21 protein-coding genes are annotated in these 18,969 nt (G+C 37.0%); 20 read left to right on the forward strand and 1 reads right to left on the reverse strand.

Translation table 11 applies throughout. The features are described 5' to 3' along the window. Window positions 1-157: 157 nt before the first annotated feature. On the reverse strand, window positions 158-304 hold the full coding sequence (locus CVD27_RS21405; protein WP_101650315.1) for a YpzI family protein: 147 nt from the start codon (window positions 302-304) through the stop codon (window positions 158-160). Window positions 305-410: 106 nt separating this feature from the next. Between CVD27_RS21405 and CVD27_RS21410 the strand changes: the two genes are divergently transcribed. The 20 genes from CVD27_RS21410 to CVD27_RS21505 all read left to right on the forward strand — a co-directional run bounded on the left by CVD27_RS21410 (window position 411) and on the right by CVD27_RS21505 (window position 18,947). Then, window positions 411-1,019: a YphA family membrane protein gene (locus tag CVD27_RS21410; protein ID WP_101650317.1), complete on the forward strand. Its 609-nt coding sequence runs from the start codon at window positions 411-413 to the stop codon at window positions 1,017-1,019. Window positions 1,020-1,212: 193 nt separating this feature from the next. After that, on the forward strand, window positions 1,213-2,523 hold the full coding sequence (der, locus tag CVD27_RS21415; RefSeq protein ID WP_101650320.1) for a ribosome biogenesis GTPase Der: 1,311 nt from the start codon (window positions 1,213-1,215) through the stop codon (window positions 2,521-2,523). A 38-nt stretch (window positions 2,524-2,561) separates the two neighbouring features. Then, window positions 2,562-3,599 (forward strand): NAD(P)H-dependent glycerol-3-phosphate dehydrogenase, encoded by a 1,038-nt coding sequence (locus CVD27_RS21420; protein WP_374703094.1) that lies wholly within the window; start codon window positions 2,562-2,564, stop codon window positions 3,597-3,599. Window positions 3,600-3,834: 235 nt separating this feature from the next. Then, the gene (locus CVD27_RS21425; protein WP_101650324.1) at window positions 3,835-4,020 is read left to right on the forward strand and encodes a DUF2768 domain-containing protein; all 186 of its coding nucleotides are present in this window, start codon (window positions 3,835-3,837) and stop codon (window positions 4,018-4,020) included. Window positions 4,021-4,053: 33 nt separating this feature from the next. Continuing rightward, entirely contained in the window at window positions 4,054-4,764 is a 711-nt protein-coding gene (locus CVD27_RS21430) for a hypothetical protein (RefSeq protein WP_101650326.1), read from the forward strand. Window positions 4,765-5,123: 359 nt separating this feature from the next. Beyond that, on the forward strand, window positions 5,124-6,602 hold the full coding sequence (gene spoIVA / locus CVD27_RS21435) for a stage IV sporulation protein A (RefSeq protein WP_101650328.1): 1,479 nt from the start codon (window positions 5,124-5,126) through the stop codon (window positions 6,600-6,602). Between the two features lie 361 nt (window positions 6,603-6,963). Next, a complete protein-coding gene (locus CVD27_RS21440) occupies window positions 6,964-7,236 on the forward strand; it encodes an HU family DNA-binding protein (protein WP_007084878.1) in 273 nt (90 codons plus the stop codon). A 182-nt stretch (window positions 7,237-7,418) separates the two neighbouring features. Continuing rightward, entirely contained in the window at window positions 7,419-7,985 is a 567-nt protein-coding gene (folE, locus tag CVD27_RS21445) for a GTP cyclohydrolase I FolE (RefSeq protein ID WP_101650330.1), read from the forward strand. 39 nt (window positions 7,986-8,024) lie between these two features. Further along, the gene (mtrB, locus tag CVD27_RS21450; RefSeq protein ID WP_101650332.1) at window positions 8,025-8,261 is read left to right on the forward strand and encodes a trp RNA-binding attenuation protein MtrB; all 237 of its coding nucleotides are present in this window, start codon (window positions 8,025-8,027) and stop codon (window positions 8,259-8,261) included. Window positions 8,262-8,446: 185 nt separating this feature from the next. Continuing rightward, entirely contained in the window at window positions 8,447-9,259 is an 813-nt protein-coding gene (locus CVD27_RS21455; RefSeq protein ID WP_257984452.1) for a heptaprenyl diphosphate synthase component 1, read from the forward strand. Between the two features lie 3 nt (window positions 9,260-9,262). Then, complete coding sequence (locus CVD27_RS21460; protein ID WP_101650334.1) at window positions 9,263-9,967, forward strand: demethylmenaquinone methyltransferase; 705 nt, start codon at window positions 9,263-9,265, stop codon at window positions 9,965-9,967. A gap of 43 nt (window positions 9,968-10,010) precedes the next feature. After that, window positions 10,011-10,973 (forward strand): heptaprenyl diphosphate synthase component II, encoded by a 963-nt coding sequence (gene hepT / locus CVD27_RS21465; protein WP_101650336.1) that lies wholly within the window; start codon window positions 10,011-10,013, stop codon window positions 10,971-10,973. 107 nt (window positions 10,974-11,080) lie between these two features. Continuing rightward, window positions 11,081-11,527, forward strand: a complete 447-nt coding sequence (gene ndk, locus CVD27_RS21470) for a nucleoside-diphosphate kinase (RefSeq protein ID WP_101650338.1) — start codon at window positions 11,081-11,083, stop codon at window positions 11,525-11,527. Between the two features lie 167 nt (window positions 11,528-11,694). Continuing rightward, entirely contained in the window at window positions 11,695-12,867 is a 1,173-nt protein-coding gene (gene aroC / locus CVD27_RS21475; protein ID WP_101650385.1) for a chorismate synthase, read from the forward strand. Beyond that, window positions 12,867-13,937 (forward strand): 3-dehydroquinate synthase, encoded by a 1,071-nt coding sequence (aroB, locus tag CVD27_RS21480; RefSeq protein ID WP_101650340.1) that lies wholly within the window; start codon window positions 12,867-12,869, stop codon window positions 13,935-13,937. The genes aroC and aroB overlap by 1 nt, the downstream gene beginning before the upstream one ends. Window positions 13,938-13,956: 19 nt before the next feature. Continuing rightward, window positions 13,957-14,331: a chorismate mutase gene (gene aroH / locus CVD27_RS21485; RefSeq protein ID WP_101650342.1), complete on the forward strand. Its 375-nt coding sequence runs from the start codon at window positions 13,957-13,959 to the stop codon at window positions 14,329-14,331. A gap of 41 nt (window positions 14,332-14,372) precedes the next feature. Beyond that, window positions 14,373-15,461, forward strand: a complete 1,089-nt coding sequence (gene hisC, locus CVD27_RS21490; RefSeq protein WP_101650344.1) for a histidinol-phosphate transaminase — start codon at window positions 14,373-14,375, stop codon at window positions 15,459-15,461. A 30-nt stretch (window positions 15,462-15,491) separates the two neighbouring features. After that, a complete protein-coding gene (locus CVD27_RS21495) occupies window positions 15,492-16,598 on the forward strand; it encodes a prephenate dehydrogenase (RefSeq protein WP_101650346.1) in 1,107 nt (368 codons plus the stop codon). A gap of 57 nt (window positions 16,599-16,655) precedes the next feature. Beyond that, window positions 16,656-17,945, forward strand: a complete 1,290-nt coding sequence (aroA, locus tag CVD27_RS21500; protein WP_101650348.1) for a 3-phosphoshikimate 1-carboxyvinyltransferase — start codon at window positions 16,656-16,658, stop codon at window positions 17,943-17,945. A gap of 105 nt (window positions 17,946-18,050) precedes the next feature. Further along, window positions 18,051-18,947, forward strand: coding sequence for a hypothetical protein (locus CVD27_RS21505; RefSeq protein ID WP_101650350.1), 897 nt, complete (start codon window positions 18,051-18,053; stop codon window positions 18,945-18,947). The last annotated feature ends 22 nt before the right edge of the window (window positions 18,948-18,969 follow it).

Genomic DNA, 18,969 nt, shown 5'->3' on the forward strand with positions numbered 1-18,969 from the left:
TTTTAAGTAGCTAAGAAAGAAAAATCGACTTTGAGACTTGTCCAGCGCCTAGCCCCTCGAGGTCACAAGCCAATCCGTCCAAAAGGTTAAAGAGCAACCTTTCCGCCGGCTTGTCTTGTGCTTGTCGGGGCTAACCAAGGCGCTTGCGCTCTTAGTTTTAACGATCATATTTTCCATCGTTTAAATCCCTAGCTTCTTCGGGACTAGATAATTTTGTAGCACCCTTATAATGTAATGCCTGATCACGATCTGACTCCACTCTTCTACTAGCTTTTAGCTTTTTCTCTTGGCGGTCTTTTCCCATTTTCCACACCTCCTCTTAATAAGATGATTCACGATTGAAATATTATTCAAGGAAGTATGAAAGTACATAAAGATTACCAATAATGATAATAATAGGAGGTGTATGTATGGAAGGTTCGATGTTTTATTTGATTTTTTGGTCCTTTTGGGTGTTTTTAACATTCATCGTAGATAAAAAAAATCCCTATCGATTAAAATTATCTGTAATTATTCTAATTGTCATTCTTTTATCTAGTTTTCAGTTTGTCATTTTTGGGTATGAAATTCATGCTAGTGGTTTATTTTTATTAATGATTTGTTATTTATTTATTAGCCAAGAAACAAGGGGGAAAATAGTCTATTTCTTTATTTGTTCATTAATTGTTTCGATTGGTTATGTGGCGTTTCATTTGTTTGAGATTTTTGACCCAATCTGGATTATATTCAAAAAGGAATGGATGATGGGTTTTTGCTTTGGATATCTAGCGATTCTTCTTCAGAAAACTTTAAAAGGCAGAATACTGATTACCATTTGCGGAACGATGCAAGGGGAGTTCTTATATGCTTATACCTTAAGTAAATTTCCTTTTCCATATGCAATAGGCACTTTTGAATATCTTGACGTTTGTGCATTAATTACAGCTATACTCGCATGCTGGAGTGTAATTGAAAATGCAGGGACATATATGCAGACTCACTTTCATTTTTTTGAAAAAGGAAAACAAAAATCATCGTAAATGCCATGCTTGGATAAACCTTTCCATTGCGGGAAAGGTTTAACATTGTTAAAATAATTGAAGTTAGGCCCTTCTTGTTGACAGAAGGGTTTCTTTACTTAAGGCTATTTTCCTTACTTAAATAAGAACTTTCAATTTGAATAATGCTAACTAATATTTTTTGTGAAATATATAAGAAAGGATGGCGATTTTAATGGTAAAACCCGTTATTGCCATTGTAGGAAGACCTAACGTTGGAAAATCCACGATTTTTAATAGGATTGTCGGTGAGCGAGTTTCCATCGTTGAAGATGTACCAGGAGTAACGAGAGATCGGATTTACAGTTCAGGAGAATGGTTAACACATGATTTTAATGTGATTGATACTGGTGGAATAGATATTGGTGATGAGCCGTTCCTAGAACAAATTCGTCAGCAAGCGGAAGTTGCTATCGATGAAGCCGATGTTATTATCTTCTTAACAAATGGGCGGGAAGGTGTAACAGCTGCGGATGAGGAAGTAGCAAAGATTCTTTATAAATCAAAAAAGCCAATCGTATTAGGGGTGAATAAGATAGATAACCCTGATATGCGTGAGTTTATTTATGACTTTTATGCATTGGGTTTTGGTGAACCAATCCCAGTTTCAGGATCCCATGGACTTGGTCTTGGTGATTTATTAGATGAGGCAGCTAAACACTTTCCAAAATCTAAACCAATAGAATATGATGAAGATGTCATCAAATTTTCTTTAATTGGACGTCCTAATGTTGGGAAATCATCACTAGTAAATGCCATTTTAGGAGAAGAACGTGTCATTGTCAGCAATATTGCTGGTACCACCCGTGACGCTGTCGATTCACCATATACCTATAACGGCCAAAAATATGTCATTATTGATACAGCAGGGATCAGAAAAAAAGGAAAAGTATACGAGAGTACCGAAAAATATAGTGTACTGCGTGCGCTAAGAGCAATAGAACGTTCTGATGTTGTTTTAGTAGTTATTAATGCTGAAGAAGGCATTATTGAACAAGATAAGAAAATAGCAGGATATGCTCATGAAGCAGGACGAGCTGTAGTCATTGTAGTTAATAAATGGGATGCCGTTGAAAAAGATGAGAAGACGATGAGAGAGTTGGAACAAAAAATAAGAGAACATTTCTTATTTCTTAGCTATGCTCCGATTGTTTTCTTATCCGCAAAAACAAAAAAACGGATCCATACACTTATGCCAATGATTAATACGGCAAGCGAAAACCATTCGATGCGGGTTGAAACAAGCGTGTTAAATGATGTAATTATGGATGCAGTGGCGATGAATCCAACACCTACCGACAAAGGAAAACGGTTAAAGATTTACTATGCAACCCAAGTAGCAGTCAAACCTCCAACCTTTGTTGTGTTTGTGAACGAACCTGAATTAATGCATTTTTCCTATGAGCGTTTTCTTGAAAACAGAATTCGAGATTCTTTTGGATTTGAGGGAACTCCAATTAAAATTTATGCTCGAGAAAGAAAATAATAAAAAAGCTGGTGATTAGTTTGCAGGAGGAAAGCAAAATAGTAACAGTAATAGGGGCAGGCAGCTGGGGAACTGCCCTTGCCATTGTACTTGCAGATAATGCTAGTAATGTGCGTTTATGGAGTCATAATGAGGATCAGGTAAAGGAAATTAATCAATTCCATACGAATAAAAAATATTTACCTGATATCAGACTGCCTGAATTAATTGTCGGTTATGCCTCGCTAAGTGATGCTTTAATGGGGGTGGAACATGTTATATTAGCCGTTCCAACAAAAGCCATACGCGAAGTCTTAGGGAACATTCGGGCAATACAGAAGGCGCCTATTACCATTACACATGTAAGTAAAGGGATTGAGCCTGATACTTTGTTACGAATCAGCGAAATTATAGCAGAAGAGATGCCAAAAGAACTCTTGAAAAATGTTGTTGTATTATCGGGACCAAGTCATGCTGAAGAAGTAAGCCTCAGACACCCAACAACCGTTACAGTTTCATCTGAAAGTATGGAAGCAGCTGAACAGATCCAGGATTTATTTATCAATCAAAATTTCCGTGTTTATACAAATTCAGATGTCATTGGTGTGGAGATTGGCGGGGCATTAAAAAATATTATCGCTCTAGCGGCAGGTATCACCGATGGCCTTGGATATGGTGATAATGCAAAGGCCGCTCTAATGACCCGTGGACTGGCAGAAATAGCGCGCCTCGGAACAAAAATGGGGGCTAATCCATTAACTTTCTCGGGGTTAACAGGGATAGGTGATCTAATTGTAACATGTACGAGTGTGCATTCAAGAAACTGGAAAGCAGGTAACCTCCTAGGGAAGGGAAAAACACTTGATGAAGTTCTTGATAATATGGGAATGGTAGTAGAAGGAGTTAGGACAACTAAAGCTGCATATCAGCTCGCTCAAAAGTATGATGTTCAGATGCCGATTACATTTGCCCTTTATAATGTTTTATTTAATGGTAAAAATCCAAAGGATGCCGTGGATGTATTAATGGCACGCGGCAGAACACATGAGATGGAAGATTTAGTAAATGTCCTTGAAGAAAAATCCTTTGAAGAATAAAAATGTGCATTTTTATTAAGAAAATAGGCTTTCTCATGATGCGTTTTTTGTTTAGTTTGCATACAATGCAACGAAGCAACCTGGTAGTAGACGCTGGAGTATGGGTTATTTAGTCCAGATTTGGCTGAAGTAAAGAACTCGCCCCTCTTTACTTCAGTTTTTTTATTTTGGTAAAAAAATTTTTTTATAATATCAGCTATGTTATAATTAAATTTCGAAAAAGGGGGAATAACAATTGTCGCCAGCTATGATTAAAATGTGGATATCCATTGCAGGGATGGCTCTTATGTTTCTTGCCATTATAACGATTTATTTAAGCCGTTATAAGTTAAATGGGGTATTTCGAATTATAACAGCTATTGTTGCTTACTTATTTATGATTGTTGCAGGATTGACCTTACTAATTGTCTTCTTCACTTAATATTCAACCATACATAAATCTAAAGGTGATCTTATGAAAAGAATAATGCTGTTTGGCACTCTAATTATTACAGCTGTACTTTTATCGGGCTGTTTATATCCGAAAGAGGAATTAACACAAAACCAAGTACCATATAATGATCAAATTAAAGCTGTACAATCGGCAGTAGATGACTTTCAAAAGGATAATGGCGGTATTTTGCCGATTAAAACAAAGGAAGCGGATACCCCCATTTATCAAAAATACCCAATTGATTTTAAAAAAATTGCACCAAAGTATATGTCCGAGCCACCAGGAAATGCCTATGAGAGTGGTGGTATATTTCAATATGTACTTGTAGATGTGGAGACAAATCCTACTGTAAAATTATTGGACTTAAGGATGGCAGAGACTATTCGCGATATCAAATTGCGGATAAAAACAAATGGTTATCCTCCGTATAAAGAACAACTTGCTAAAAATGTCTTTTCTCTCGACTATTCAAAACTCGGGCTAAAGAAGGCACCATATATTGTTAGTCCATTTACTAATCAAAACCTCTCATTAGTTATTACCGGTGAAGCTGAAGTATATGTTGATTATCGTCCGGATCTCTATCAGGTCCTAAAAAAGTCAGGTAAGGAGCTAAAACCGGGGGAAGATATACGTTCTATCTTAGTGAATGACTCAATGTTTGTTCCTGCTTATTCCCTGCCCTATACAATTGAAACTAAGACGAAAGAACCGATATTTTTAGAAGAATAAGATAACTTAGGTGCATCTAATATACTGAGTAGCGGGAGTCTCAAACTTTATTTTTGTCATAACCCTTTTCCTATGAAATATATTGTAGGAGAAGGGTTTTTTTATGCTAAATAATATAATGGCGATATGGATTCAGGTAATACACTCCGTATCCGTTAACCATAGTTAGAAACCCTCCATACAACCTAATTTTCAGAGAAAACAGATATCAGTACATTATGTGAAATTTTAACAAGGGGGTAAAAAAATTTAGAAAAGTGTCATAACAGGATAGGACAACATCATAAATATATACTGTCCAAAAATACCTAATATGGATGATATTATCCCACTTTACTCTATGATCGGGAGGGGATCACTTGGAAAAGGTCGATATTTTTAAAGATATTGCCGAAAGAACAGGCGGTGATATTTATCTAGGAGTAGTCGGAGCAGTTAGAACAGGTAAATCAACATTTATTAAAAAATTCATGGAGCTTGTTGTCTTGCCGAATATAAGTAGTGAAGCTGAAAGATCTCGTGCACAGGATGAGCTTCCACAGAGTGCCGCGGGTAAAACCATCATGACTACTGAGCCAAAATTTGTACCAAATCAGGCAGCCACAGTGAATGTTGAAGAGGGTCTTAATGTTAATATTAGGCTTGTAGATTGTGTGGGATATACTGTACCAGGTGCTAAAGGCTATGAGGATGAAAATGGGCCTAGAATGATTAATACACCATGGTACGAGGAACCAATCCCATTCCATGAAGCTGCTGAAATTGGTACGAGGAAAGTAATACAGGAGCATTCTACGATTGGCGTTGTGGTTACCACTGATGGAACAATTGGTGAAATACCTAGAAGCAATTATATTGAAGCAGAAGAAAGAGTGATTAATGAGTTAAAAGAAGTTGGTAAGCCATTTATTATGGTAGTCAACAGTGCTCAGCCATATCACCCTGCGACTGAAACACTTAGAGCAAGTTTAGCTGAAAAATATGATATTCCTGTCATTGCGATGAGTGTTGAAAGCATGCGAGATACCGATGTTCTGAATGTTCTTCGCGAGGCTTTATACGAATTCCCAGTACTTGAGGTAAATGTCAACTTGCCGAGCTGGGTCATGGTGCTTAGAGAGAATCATTGGCTCAGGGAAAGCTATCAAGATGCAGTAAAAGAAACAGTTAAAGATATCAAGAGATTAAGAGATGTTGATCGTGTCGTCCAACAGTTTAGTGACTTTGAATTCATTGAAAAAGCCGGATTAGCTGGTATTGAAATGGGTTCTGGTGTTGCTGAAATTGATTTAATCGCACCTGATGAATTATATGATGATATTTTAAAAGAAATTGTTGGAGTGGAAATCAGAGGGAAAGATCACTTGCTTGAATTGATGCAAGATTTTGCCCATGCAAAGGCAGAATATGATCATATTGCCGATGCGTTAAAAATGGTTAAACAGACTGGCTATGGGATTGCCTCGCCAACACTGACTGATATGAGTCTTGAAGAACCGGAAATTATCAGACAGGGTGCCAGATTTGGTGTGAGATTAAGAGCAGTTGCTCCATCCATTCATATGATTAAAGTCGATGTAGAATCAGAATTTGCCCCTATTATCGGCACAGAAAAACAAAGTGAAGAATTAGTCCGCTATCTAATGCAGGACTTTGAAGACGATCCATTATCAATTTGGAATTCCGACATCTTTGGCCGCAGTTTAAGTTCCATTGTTCGCGAGGGAATTCAAGCAAAACTTTCTTTAATGCCAGAGAATGCCAGATACAAATTAAAGGAAACTCTAGAGAGAATTATAAACGAAGGTTCTGGAGGATTAATAGCCATTATCCTCTAAATGTTGGGCTCCATTTCGGAGTCCTTTTTTATTGTTCATAAAATTAGGGCTCCAAATGGGTCAAATATAGCAGAATATTGATAAACTAAAGAAAAGATTACCATTATTTCATGAAATCTTCTTGATAAGCGGAAATGATTATGATAATCTTTTAACAGAATTACGTTATAGTGCTTAAAACCTTTATTTTATAAGGTTTTCATCAAATAAATAGATTAAGGTAACTAAAGTCATCAATTTGGATAACTTTGGTAATAAAAACCTTGCTATGACGTATAGAAATTAGAAAAATTGTTTAGAAATGTAGATAAGTAATCTTATTTACGAATCTTGATAATTTCTTTGGGAGGAGGTGAATGGCATGAACAAGACAGAACTTATTAATGCAGTTGCTGAAGCTAGCGAGCTTTCAAAAAAGGACGCTACCAAAGCAGTTGATGCTGTTTTTGATGCGATTTTAGATGCTTTAAAAAATGGTGATAAAGTACAATTGATTGGTTTTGGTAACTTTGAAGTACGTGAGCGTGCTGCCCGTAAAGGTCGTAACCCTCAAACTGGTGATGAAATCGAAATCGCTGCTAGCAAAGTACCAGCTTTCAAACCAGGTAAAGCGCTTAAAGATGCAGTTAAGTAATTTACATAAATTGCTTAAAGCGATAGCTTAGGCAAAAAGGTCATGGAGAAGTCCATGACCTTTTTTCTATTGATAAGCTAACATCATTAGAAATCATCTATTTTTTTGCTTGCACTGAAATGATTGTGCTAATATGTATTTGTTGTTTATACTTAATAGATATACTTTAGGAGGAATTCAGTATGTCGGAATTCAATCGTGCGCAAATAGAAGACGCGGTACGTTTAATATTAGAAGCAATTGGTGAAGACCCAAATCGTGAAGGGTTACTTGACACACCTAAGCGGGTGGCAAAAATGTATGAGGAAGTATTCAGCGGTTTAAATGAAGATCCAAAGGAGCATTTTGAGACAATTTTTAGTGAAGATCATGAAGAACTTGTCTTGGTAAAGGATATTCCATTTTACTCTATGTGTGAACATCATTTAGTTCCATTCTTTGGAAAAGCTCATGTAGCATACATTCCACAAAATGGCCGTGTAACCGGCTTGAGTAAATTAGCACGTGCAGTTGAGGCTGTTGCTAAAAGGCCGCAGCTGCAAGAACGGATTACATCGACCATAGCAGATAGTATGATGGAAAAGCTTGAACCACGGGGTGTCATGGTTGTTGTTGAAGCGGAGCATATGTGCATGACAATGCGGGGAGTAAAGAAACCTGGTTCAAAAACAGTAACAACAGCTGTCCGAGGGATTCTCGCAGACGATGCAGTGGCGCGGTCTGAAGTACTTTCCTTAATTAAATATTAAATAGATATTAACTTCTTGACATATTGGAGAGTGTTTAAATTGGAAAAGAAAAATCCGCAAAATAGCGATTATGTAGTTATAAAAGCAGTAGGTGATGGAGTCAGCGTGATTGGGTTAACAAGGGGTTCGGATACAAGGTTCCATCATTCAGAAAAGCTTGATAAAGGGGAAGTACTTATTGCTCAGTTTACCGAACATACATCAGCGATTAAAATTAGGGGAAATGCTAAAATTCTAACACAATTCGGTGAAATCGAGAGTGAAATGAAGAAATAGTTTAGGCAGTTATCGGATGAAGTGATTATTTTGTGAATTTCTGCCCATGTCAGACCTTTTATGATATAATGGTGTCTGCCTTGTTTATTAGAAGTAGAGATTTTTCTTTAGAAAGAGGCATGAAAATCCCATTCAAATAAACAATATAAAATACATAAAGCGAAAACATCGGGGAAGCAAGGGTGATGAAAGTGCAGGATGTTCGACAAAAATTTAATAATATAAAAGAGCAGGTCGAAAAGAGGGTTTTTAATTCCTATTTGCTTGAATATATAGAAACCCCAAATATTGATGAGGATAAGCTATTAATCCTTGTCTCCATATTGGAATCATTAGATCTGTCTTTTGAAAAGATAAAAACCTATACCTTGTCAACTATGCTAATACAAATTGCCCTTGACACCCATGAATACATCTCAGGTGCTGTGGTTGATGAGAAAAAGCGTCAATTAACAGTGCTTGCTGGAGACTATTTTAGCGGACTTTACTATAAACTTCTTGCTGAATCAGAAGATATTAACATGATAAAATCTCTTTCAAAAGGGGTTAAGGAAGTTAACGAAAACAAAATTCTTGTCTATCAAAGTGACCTTGATAGAGTAGATAGTTTAATGACCAGTATCATTCGAATTGAAAGTTCACTTCTTACAAAAGTCTCTGATTATTTTAAGGTTGAATTTTGGAATGAATTTCTTGCCAATTTGCTATTATTTAAACGCTTAATAAATGAAAGAAACGAGTATTTTCAATCAGGATGTTCTATTTTTTTTCAATCATTACAAAAAATCTTCTTTAGTGAGGTAAAATTAGAAGATTTAACAGAACCACAACAACAGCAATTACTCAAGGTTTGTGATGATTATTTAGAACGTTTAAAACAAGCTGTTGAAAAAGCTTTAATAACACTCCCTAACCTGAATGACTTCCTTGTAAAAAGGGTTAAATTGTTGTTGAGTCAATACCAGCCATATGCAAAAACTTTTGTGGAAGAAGGGTAAAACATGCAGCAATCGAAAGAACAGCGCGTTCACAATGTGTTTGAAAAGATATCTGATAACTATGATAAAATGAACTCAGTTATTAGCTTTCAGCAACACATCAAGTGGCGGAAAGATACCATGAGAAGAATGAATGTTCAACCTGGTTCAAAAGCTCTCGATGTCTGCTGCGGAACTGCCGATTGGACAATAGCCTTAGCTGAAGCAGTTGGCCCGGCCGGAAAAGTAACAGGTCTTGATTTTAGTCAAAATATGTTGAATGTAGGTAAAGAAAAAGTTAAAGATTTAGGTCTTGAGCAGGTAACATTAATACATGGAAATGCTATGGAATTACCATTTCCAGATAACAGTTTCGATTATGTAACCATTGGGTTCGGATTAAGGAATGTACCGGATTACCTTCAAGTCCTAAAAGAAATATATCGGGTTTTGAAGCCAGGGGGCATGGCAGTTTGCCTTGAAACATCACAGCCTACCTTAATTGGTTATAAACAACTATATTATTTTTATTTTCGTTTTATCATGCCGTTGTTCGGTAAATTGTTGGCGAAAAGCTACCGAGAATATGCATGGCTGCACGAATCGGCCCGTGATTTTCCGGGAATGAGAGAACTTGCCAAATTATTTGAGCGTGCAGGTTTCAACGATGTGAAATATAAACCGTATAGTGGTGGTGCAGCTGCTGTTCATATTGGTAAAAAAAAATAATTGATCAAAAATGAAGACAGGATGAAAAGCAGGGTGAATACAAATGAAATTAAAAATGATGTATTCATTTTTGAATTCGGATATTAACATTATAGAGAGAGAACTTGAAGAGACCATCCAGCCGGAGTCTCTTCTTTTGAAACAAGCTTCTATGCATACATTACAAGCCGGAGGAAAAAGAATTCGTCCTGTTTTTGTTTTGCTTGCAGGTAAATTTGGCCAGTATGATATCCATATGATGAAAAATGTAGCTGTTGCATTAGAATTGATACATATGGCCTCGCTCGTTCATGATGATGTAATTGATGATGCTGACCTTCGCAGAGGACAGCCAACAGTTAAATCAAAATGGGATAACAAAATAGCCATGTATACAGGTGATTTTGTTTTTGCCCTTGCGTTGGAATTAATGACTAATATTAAAAATCCGGACGCACATAAAATTTTAGCAAACACCATCGTCGAGGTAACCGTTGGGGAAATCCAGCAAATAAAAGATAAGTATCGTTTTAATCAAAATTTAAGGGATTATCTAAGAAGAATTAAAAGGAAGACAGCACTGTTAATAGCAGTAAGCTGTCAATTAGGTGCGATTGCTGCGGGAGTGGAAGAATACCATCATAAGAATCTATTCCGATTTGGTTATTATGTAGGGATGTCCTATCAAATTATTGATGACATATTAGATTTCACCTCCACTGAAAAAGAATTAGGCAAGCCGGCAGGTAGTGATCTTTTACAAGGAAATATAACTGCCCCAGCGCTATTTGCAATGGAAAATCATTATATACGAAGTGAAATAGAAAAGGTACATGATAATATGAAGCCTGAGAAAATTGGTGAAATTATCTCGCTGATCAAACAATCAGGTGCCATTGAAAAATCCTTCGCTTTAAGTGATTCCTACTTAGAAAAAGCATTAACTGTTTTAGAAGAACTGCCGGATCATAAAGCCAAAAAAACCCTTCGAGATATTGCTAAATACATAGGCAGACGAAAGTTCTAATTTCTCTGTCAGGGTCATCTTGCTAAAAATTCAAAAAAATGATAACATTTTCATGGATTGTTCATTCTAACAACCAATATACATAATATTTTTTAGGAGTGGAATTCATGGAGAAAACATTTTTAATGGTGAAGCCTGACGGAGTTCAGCGTAACCTTATCGGGGAAATTGTGTCTCGTTTTGAAAAAAAAGGGTTCCAATTAGTTGGGGCAAAATTAATGAGTATTTCGAATGAGCTCGCTGAAGAACATTATGGGGAGCATAAAGAGCGTCCATTTTTTGGAGAATTAGTAGATTTTATTACCTCTGGACCTGTTTTTGCAATGGTTTGGCAAGGTGATAATGTTATTGCATCAGCACGCCAAATGATGGGTAAAACTAATCCAAAGGACGCTGCCCCAGGAACTATTCGCGGTGATTTTGGCCTCATTGTTAGTAAAAATGTAATTCATGGTTCCGATTCTCCTGCAAGTGCAGAACGTGAAATTGGATTATTTTTTAAGGAAAATGAGTTAGTTGATTATTCTAAGTTAGTGAACGAATGGATTTACTAATTGATTTGAAAAGCACTTGTATAAACCTTATACAAGTGCTTTTTTTGTATCCGATTACACAAAAATTTATTCTTATTTTCTGAATAGTAGTACTATGTTTATTTTGCTCAATATGTTATATTGATACATAATTCTTTAATGAGTTGAAGGGGGAAAGAGCAATGGGAATGAGATACTTAACAGCAGGAGAATCCCATGGGCCGCAGCTAACAACAATTTTAGAGGGCTTGCCAGCGGGTATGCCGCTTGAGGCTTCAGATATAAATGATGAATTAGCAAGACGGCAAAAAGGCTATGGCCGCGGAAGACGCATGCAAATTGAAAAGGATACAGCAGAAATTGTTTCAGGTGTTCGTCATGGACAAACCCTTGGTTCACCAATAGCATTAGTGGTCAAAAACAATGACTGGAAGCATTGGACAAAAATTATGGGCATTGAGGCTTTAGAGGAAGGGCAAGAAGATGAGATTAAACGAAAGGTAACCAGGGCAAGACCTGGTCACGCAGATTTAAATGGGGCCATAAAGTATGGTCACCACGATATGAGAAATGTTTTAGAGCGTTCTTCAGCTCGAGAAACAACCGTTAGAGTTGCAGCAGGTGCAGTTGCTAAAAAACTTTTATCATTGCTTGGCGTGGAGATTGTCGGACATGTTGTCGAATTAGGAGGAGTAAAAGCTACGGTTAATCCTAATCTTTCGATGGAAGCTTTAAAAGAATCGACAGAAGCATCCCCTGTTCGAGTCGCGGATCCGAATGTAGAGCAAGCAATGATGTCTGCGATTGACGAAGCAAAGAAAAATGGAGACTCGATTGGCGGGGTTGTCGAGGTTGTTGCAACAGGTATGCCAGCAGGTATTGGAAGCTATGTTCACTACGATAGAAAATTGGATGGTAAACTAGCAGCCGCAATTATGAGTATCAATGCTTTTAAAGGTGTTGAAATTGGGATAGGTTTTGAAGCGGCAAGATTACCGGGAAGTCTAGTTCATGATGAAATTGCATGGGATGGAAAAACTGGCTATTACCGTAAGACCAACCGTCTAGGAGGTTTTGAGGGTGGAATGACCACCGGTATGCCTGTTGTAGTTAGAGGTGTGATGAAACCCATCCCAACACTCTATAAACCACTAATGAGCGTTGATATTGAAAGCAAGGAGCCTTTTGCAGCAAGTGTTGAGCGATCCGATAGTTGTGCAGTACCCGCAGCTGCCGTTGTAGCAGAGCATGTAGTCGCATGGGAACTTGCCAATGCCCTAATTGAACAGTTTAATAGTGACCGGTTTGAAACCCTTGTCGATGAAATCAAAAGACATCGTGAATATGCGAGGGAGTTTTAATGGAAACCATTCAAATTCAAACAGAGTCCAAGAAATATCCCGTTTTTGTAGGTGAAGGAATTAGAAAAGAGCTGAGCAAATTTCTAACTGATCATTTTCCCAATCTAACAAAAATATTAATTATTACCGATGAAACCATAGCAGATCTTCATCTTGAAAAATTACTTCGGGTGTTAAAACCTTTGGAACCAGTCATTTTTACGGCACCTTCTGGTGAAAAGGCAAAAACTTTTGATGTATATTATGAGGCCCTGTCTACTGCTCTTGGTAATCACTTGGATCGTAAATCCGTTGTTCTTTCTTTTGGGGGAGGGGCAGTTGGGGATTTAACCGGATTTGTTGCTTCGTCGTTTATGCGAGGGATTCCTTTTATTCAGATACCTACAACCATTCTCGCGCATGATAGTGCTGTTGGCGGCAAAGTTGCAATTAATCACCCGCTTGGCAAAAATATGATTGGAGCCTTTTATCAACCCGAAGCTGTATTTTATGATCTTGAATTATTAGAAACACTTCCAATTCATGAAATACGTTCGGGGTTTGCAGAGGTTATCAAACACGCTCTCATTGCAGATCCTCAATTTTATAAGTGGTTAAGATCAAATGTTAATGATTTGAATGTCATTACAAAAGGGCAATTATCCGATTCTTTAGTAAAAGGAATTAAAATTAAAAACAAATTTGTATCACAGGATGAAAGAGAAACAGGTGTACGTGCTTATTTGAATTTAGGGCATACACTTGGACATGCTATTGAAGCGGAAATGGGTTATGGAAAATTTACTCATGGCGAAGCGGTTATGATCGGAATGATTTTTGCATTAAAATTAAGCAGTAATTTATTAGGTTTATCATTTAATATAAGTGAATTTATTGACTGGATTAAAAAGTTGGGTTATGAAACATCAATCCCAACGCAACTATCCTTTGAGAGCCTTATCGGTAGAATGAAACAAGATAAAAAATCTGTTGGTCATTCAATCCGTTTTGTTTTACTTGAACAGGAGGGGAATCCAGTACTTCTAGAAGTAGCTGAAGAGGTAATAAGACAAGAGTTAACACAATTTTAATATATAAGGGGGTTTGTCTATGATTAGAGGGGTAAGGGGAGCCACTACGGTTAATATTAATTCTGAAGAAGCTATCATTACAGCGACAGAGGAACTTTTTGCGAAGTTAATTGAAGCTAATCAAATACAGCCTGAATCCGTGGCCTCGGTATTAGTTTCAACCACAGAAGATGTGGATGCGGCTTTTCCAGCTAAAGCATTGCGAAAATTTACTGGCTGGACCTATGTACCAGTAATGTGTATGCGGGAGATGCCTGTACCTAATTCTTTGAAAATGTGTATTAGAGTAATGATTCATGTAAATACAAATGTATCACAGGAAGAGATTGTCCATTTATATTTAAGAGATGCAAAAGTGTTAAGACCTGATTTAAACAACAGTCTGACACTATAGAGTTAATTAATTTATTTATAGAGCAAACGAGGTGGCTAATAATGAGATGGAAAGAGCAGTTATTAACACTGACTCCATATCAACCAGGTAAGTCTATTGATGCGGTAAAAAAACAATTTAATCTTGAAAATATTGTGAAGTTAGCTTCCAATGAAAATCCTTTTGGTTGCTCAGAGACAGTTTCCGCGGCACTAAAAGAAAATCAAACCAGCTTAGCCATCTACCCTGATGGTTATGCCACTAAATTAAGAGAGACACTTGCTTCATTTTTGCAGGTTGAAGAGAATGAAATAATCTTAGGTAATGGATCAGATAATCTGATTCAAATCATTTCAAGGGCACTCCTACATCCTAATGCCAGCACAATTATGGCTAATCCAACATTTTCTCAGTATAAACATAATGCTGTAATTGAAGGAGCTATTATAAAAGAACTTCCTCTAGTCGATGGTGAGCATGATTTAGATGCAATGTTAGAGGCAATTGATGAACAGACCAATGTAATTTGGGTTTGCAGTCCTAATAATCCAACCGGTACATATATACCGGAGAGTAAATTAGTGCCGTTTTTAGAAAAAGTACCGGCACATATCCTAGTGGTTCTTGACGAGGCTTATTATGAGTATGTAGTGGCTGAGGATTATTATAATTCTATTAGTTTGACCCGTAAATACAATAATTTAATTGTATTAAGGACCTTTTCGAAGATTTATGGTTTGGCTGCTTTAAGAATTGGATATGGGGTAGCTAATCCAGCAATTATTAAGGCTTTAGAACCAGCAAGGGAACCCTTTAATGTTAATTCTTTAGGTCAGTTGGCAGCAAGTGCAGCGATTAAAGATCAACAATTTGTCGAAGACTGTAAAGAGAAAAACAGACAAGGGATTGCACAATTTTACGAATTTTGCGAACAGCATAATCTTGAATATTACCCTACCCAGACCAATTTTATCTTAATAGATTTCAAAGTAGACGGAGATAAGGTTTTCAATTATTTACAAGAGAGAGGATTTATTGTACGTTCCGGAAAAGCGCTCGGCTTCCCAACTTCAGTAAGAATTACAGTGGGCTCCGAAGAACAAAACGATGGAGTATTAAAGGTATTAAGTGAATTTCTGGGAGCGAACTAAAAGAGCTTTCTCAAAATAGGGGGACTGAAATTGAAGGGCCGAGTTTTTGTCATTGGCTTAGGATTAATAGGTGGTTCCTTGGCGTTATGTATTAAGAAGGAACATCCCGATTCAAAAATTGTTGGGTTCGATATTAACTACGAACAGGCAAGGCTAGCTAAGATGCTTGGTGTAATAGATGAAATAGCCCATAGTATTCAAGATGGAGCTATTGAAGCAGATTTAATTATTATTGCTGCTCCGGTAACTGAAACAAAGGAAATCATACAGCTTTTAGCTGAACTTCCACTTAATCCAGAAGTGATTGTTACAGATACAGGCAGTACTAAGCGGAAGATTGTTGAGAGCAGTCTAAGTTTAGAAAAACGCGGCATAACCTTTATTGGGGGTCACCCAATGGCAGGTTCACATAAGAGCGGTGTTTCAGCAGCCAAGGAAATATTATTTGAAAATGCCTTTTATTTATTAACACCTGTAGATTATGTTGACAGTGCCAAGGTGGCTGCTTTAAAAGAGTGGTTAATCGGGACTCATGCTAAATTTTTAACAATCAGTCCGGAGACACATGATTATCTAACAGGAATCGTCAGTCATTTTCCACATATTATTGCTGCATCGATTGTTCGTCAAACGGAAAGACTCTCTGAATCAGAGAGTCTAATCCCTCGCCTTGCTGCTGGCGGTTTCCGCGATATTACAAGGATAGCGTCAAGTAGCCCTAAAATGTGGAAAGATATTTTAATTCATAACCGTGAAATCTTAATAGAATTGCTTAATCAGTGGCTGCAAGAAATGAATGAGGTTAAAGCACTGTTAGAACAAGAAAATAGTTCGGCCATCTTTAATTATTTTGATCAGGCAAAACAGTTCCGTGATGGATTGCCACAAAAAGAAAAAGGGGCTATACCTTCATTTTATGATTTATACGTGGATGTGCCTGACTATCCAGGTGTGATTTCAGAAATTACTGGTTATTTGGCAAAGGAAAAAATCAGCATTACCAATATACGCATCTTAGAAACACGTGAAGATATTAATGGAGTGTTAGTAATAAGTTTTCAAACGGAGGAAGATCGTCAAAGAGCAGAGAGTTGTATAGGCAGCTATTCAAGCTACGCAACTTCAGTGGGTACCTGACGACTGCTCATTGAGAATCTAAAAACAAATTCTGATATAAATAAAAAGGTGATTTTGATGGCGACATTAAAACTTAAGACCAAGATAAATCAATTAGTTGGTGAAGTAACAATCCCAGGTGATAAATCTATTTCCCATCGCTCTGTGATGTTTGGTTCCATCGCTCATGGCGAAACAAGTGTAACTAACTTTTTACCTGGTGATGATTGTTTAAGTACCATATCTTGTTTTCGAAAATTAGGGGTTACTATTGAGGAATCTGATGGTCAGCTTCGCATTATTGGGAAAGGTTTTGAAGGCTTGACTGAGCCGACCGAAGTCTTGGATGTGGGGAATTCTGGAACAACGATTCGATTATTAATGGGGATTTTAGCTGGCAGACCGTTTTATTCATCTCTAGTTGGTGATGCTTCGATTGGTAAGAGACCAATGACAAGGGTAACAGTCCCATTGTCTAAAATGGGTGCAAAACTGGATGGACGAAAAAATGGAGATTTTACACCCATTTCAATCCGAGGAGGCCAATTACAGCCAATTCAATATGAACTTCCAGTTGCAAGCGCACAAGTGAAATCTGCACTTATCCTTGCAGGACTCCAGGCAGATGGAGTGAGTACCATTATTGAGCCTGCTGAAACTCGTGATCATACAGAAAGAATGATTCGACAATTTGGCGGTGAAATAATAAAAGATAATCAGACAATCAGGGTTAAAGGTGGACAAAAATTGACAGCTTCAACCATCCATGTACCTGGTGATATTTCATCTGCAGCATTTTTCCTTGTTGCTGGTGCTATTATCCCAGGGAGTGAAATTGTCTTGAAAAATGTTGGACTAAATCCAACTAGAACTGGGATTATTGAAGTTATGCAAAAAATGGGGGCGGATTTAGAAATTGTTCAAGTGGAAAACAATAATTTTGAACCGGCTGGGGATCTCATAATCAAAACTTCTAATCTTAAAGGAACAGTGGTGGAAGGAAGCTTAATTCCAAAGCTAATTGATGAAATTCCAATAATCGCTCTCCTTGCAACTCAAGCGGAAGGAACAACGATTATTAAAGATGCTGAAGAATTAAAGGTAAAAGAAACAAATCGAATTGATACAGTGGTTCAAGAGTTAAAAACATTGGGAGCAGATATTGAAGCTACTGAAGATGGTATGATAATTCATGGGAAATCGAAGCTGTCAGGCGGAGAGGTTTCTAGTCATGGAGACCATCGAATTGGCATGATGCTTGCTATAGCTTCACTTTTATGTCAGAATGCTGTAGAGCTTGAACATCCTGAAGCAATTTCAGTTTCATACCCAAACTTTTTTGATCACTTAAATAGCCTTATTCAATAAAGCTGCCTATGTGCAGCTTTTTACTATTTATTATACTGTTACAAAGTCATAGATTTACTTTTTATTGCATAGCTTGTCTTAAGAATATTAAATAGGTGGTGGACGATGTATATAATCGAAAATGCCAATATACTTAGAGACAAGCGGCTCCATACATGTTCGCTATTCATTTGTAATGAAAAAATAAGCATGATTCGAAAAAGTACAGCACATGATCAGTATATGCGAATGAATCTAGAATCCTATATTCTCACCCCTTCATATGTCCTTTTAAGTACAGCTTTTCCCATGAAAAGTACCTTTCAGGTTTTAAAAACATTTTTGTCAGAAAAATTTTTATTAAAAGGATGTACCACCATCTTTACCTATGTAGAGCTATCCTACGAGAATGAACTTGAAAATAAGATAAATGAAATGAAGACGGCCCTAATCAGTAGTCCCATTGATTTTATAATCGGGGTTAAAATTCCTCCCAGACTGATTACCCTCTCATTGATTAGAAATTGTAAAAAACTTAAAATTCCTGCTATCTTCGTCGAACTCAAAGATAATGATGAATTAGAAGAAATTCCGTGGGGGTGGATTAGGGAAGCAATGTTTCCATTTAATAGTCCATTAATTCCATTAATTTCTTCTCCACAAAAGAAGGAAGCAAGGATGCTTCTGTCGAAATGGAAAGATATAATGGTGAAAGAAAAAATTACAGCCATATACGATGTAATTGCTGAAAACCAACCTTTGTCTCTAGCTGTTTTAAATAAAATCGGTCTTTATCCGCACAAAGGCAGCCTTATGACGGGCACAGAATTGAGTTATAATTTATATTTAAAGGAAAGTGAAATCCTTAAGGTTGATGCAGAAAGTTTATTTCATTATCATAGTAATAGACTTGTTGCTACAGTCCACAAAGGAAAAGTAATCCGTGCGGGCGAAAAAGTATTATATAGTCCAGGAAGTGGAGAATATGTTAAGGTACGAACCCCATCGTATTTTTCTTTGTAAATCTGGGAAGTAGAGGTAAAGT

Origin of the sequence: Neobacillus cucumis (genome assembly GCF_002860255.1) — a bacterium.
GTDB classification, from domain to species: Bacteria; Bacillota; Bacilli; order Bacillales; family Cytobacillaceae; genus Neobacillus; species Neobacillus cucumis_A.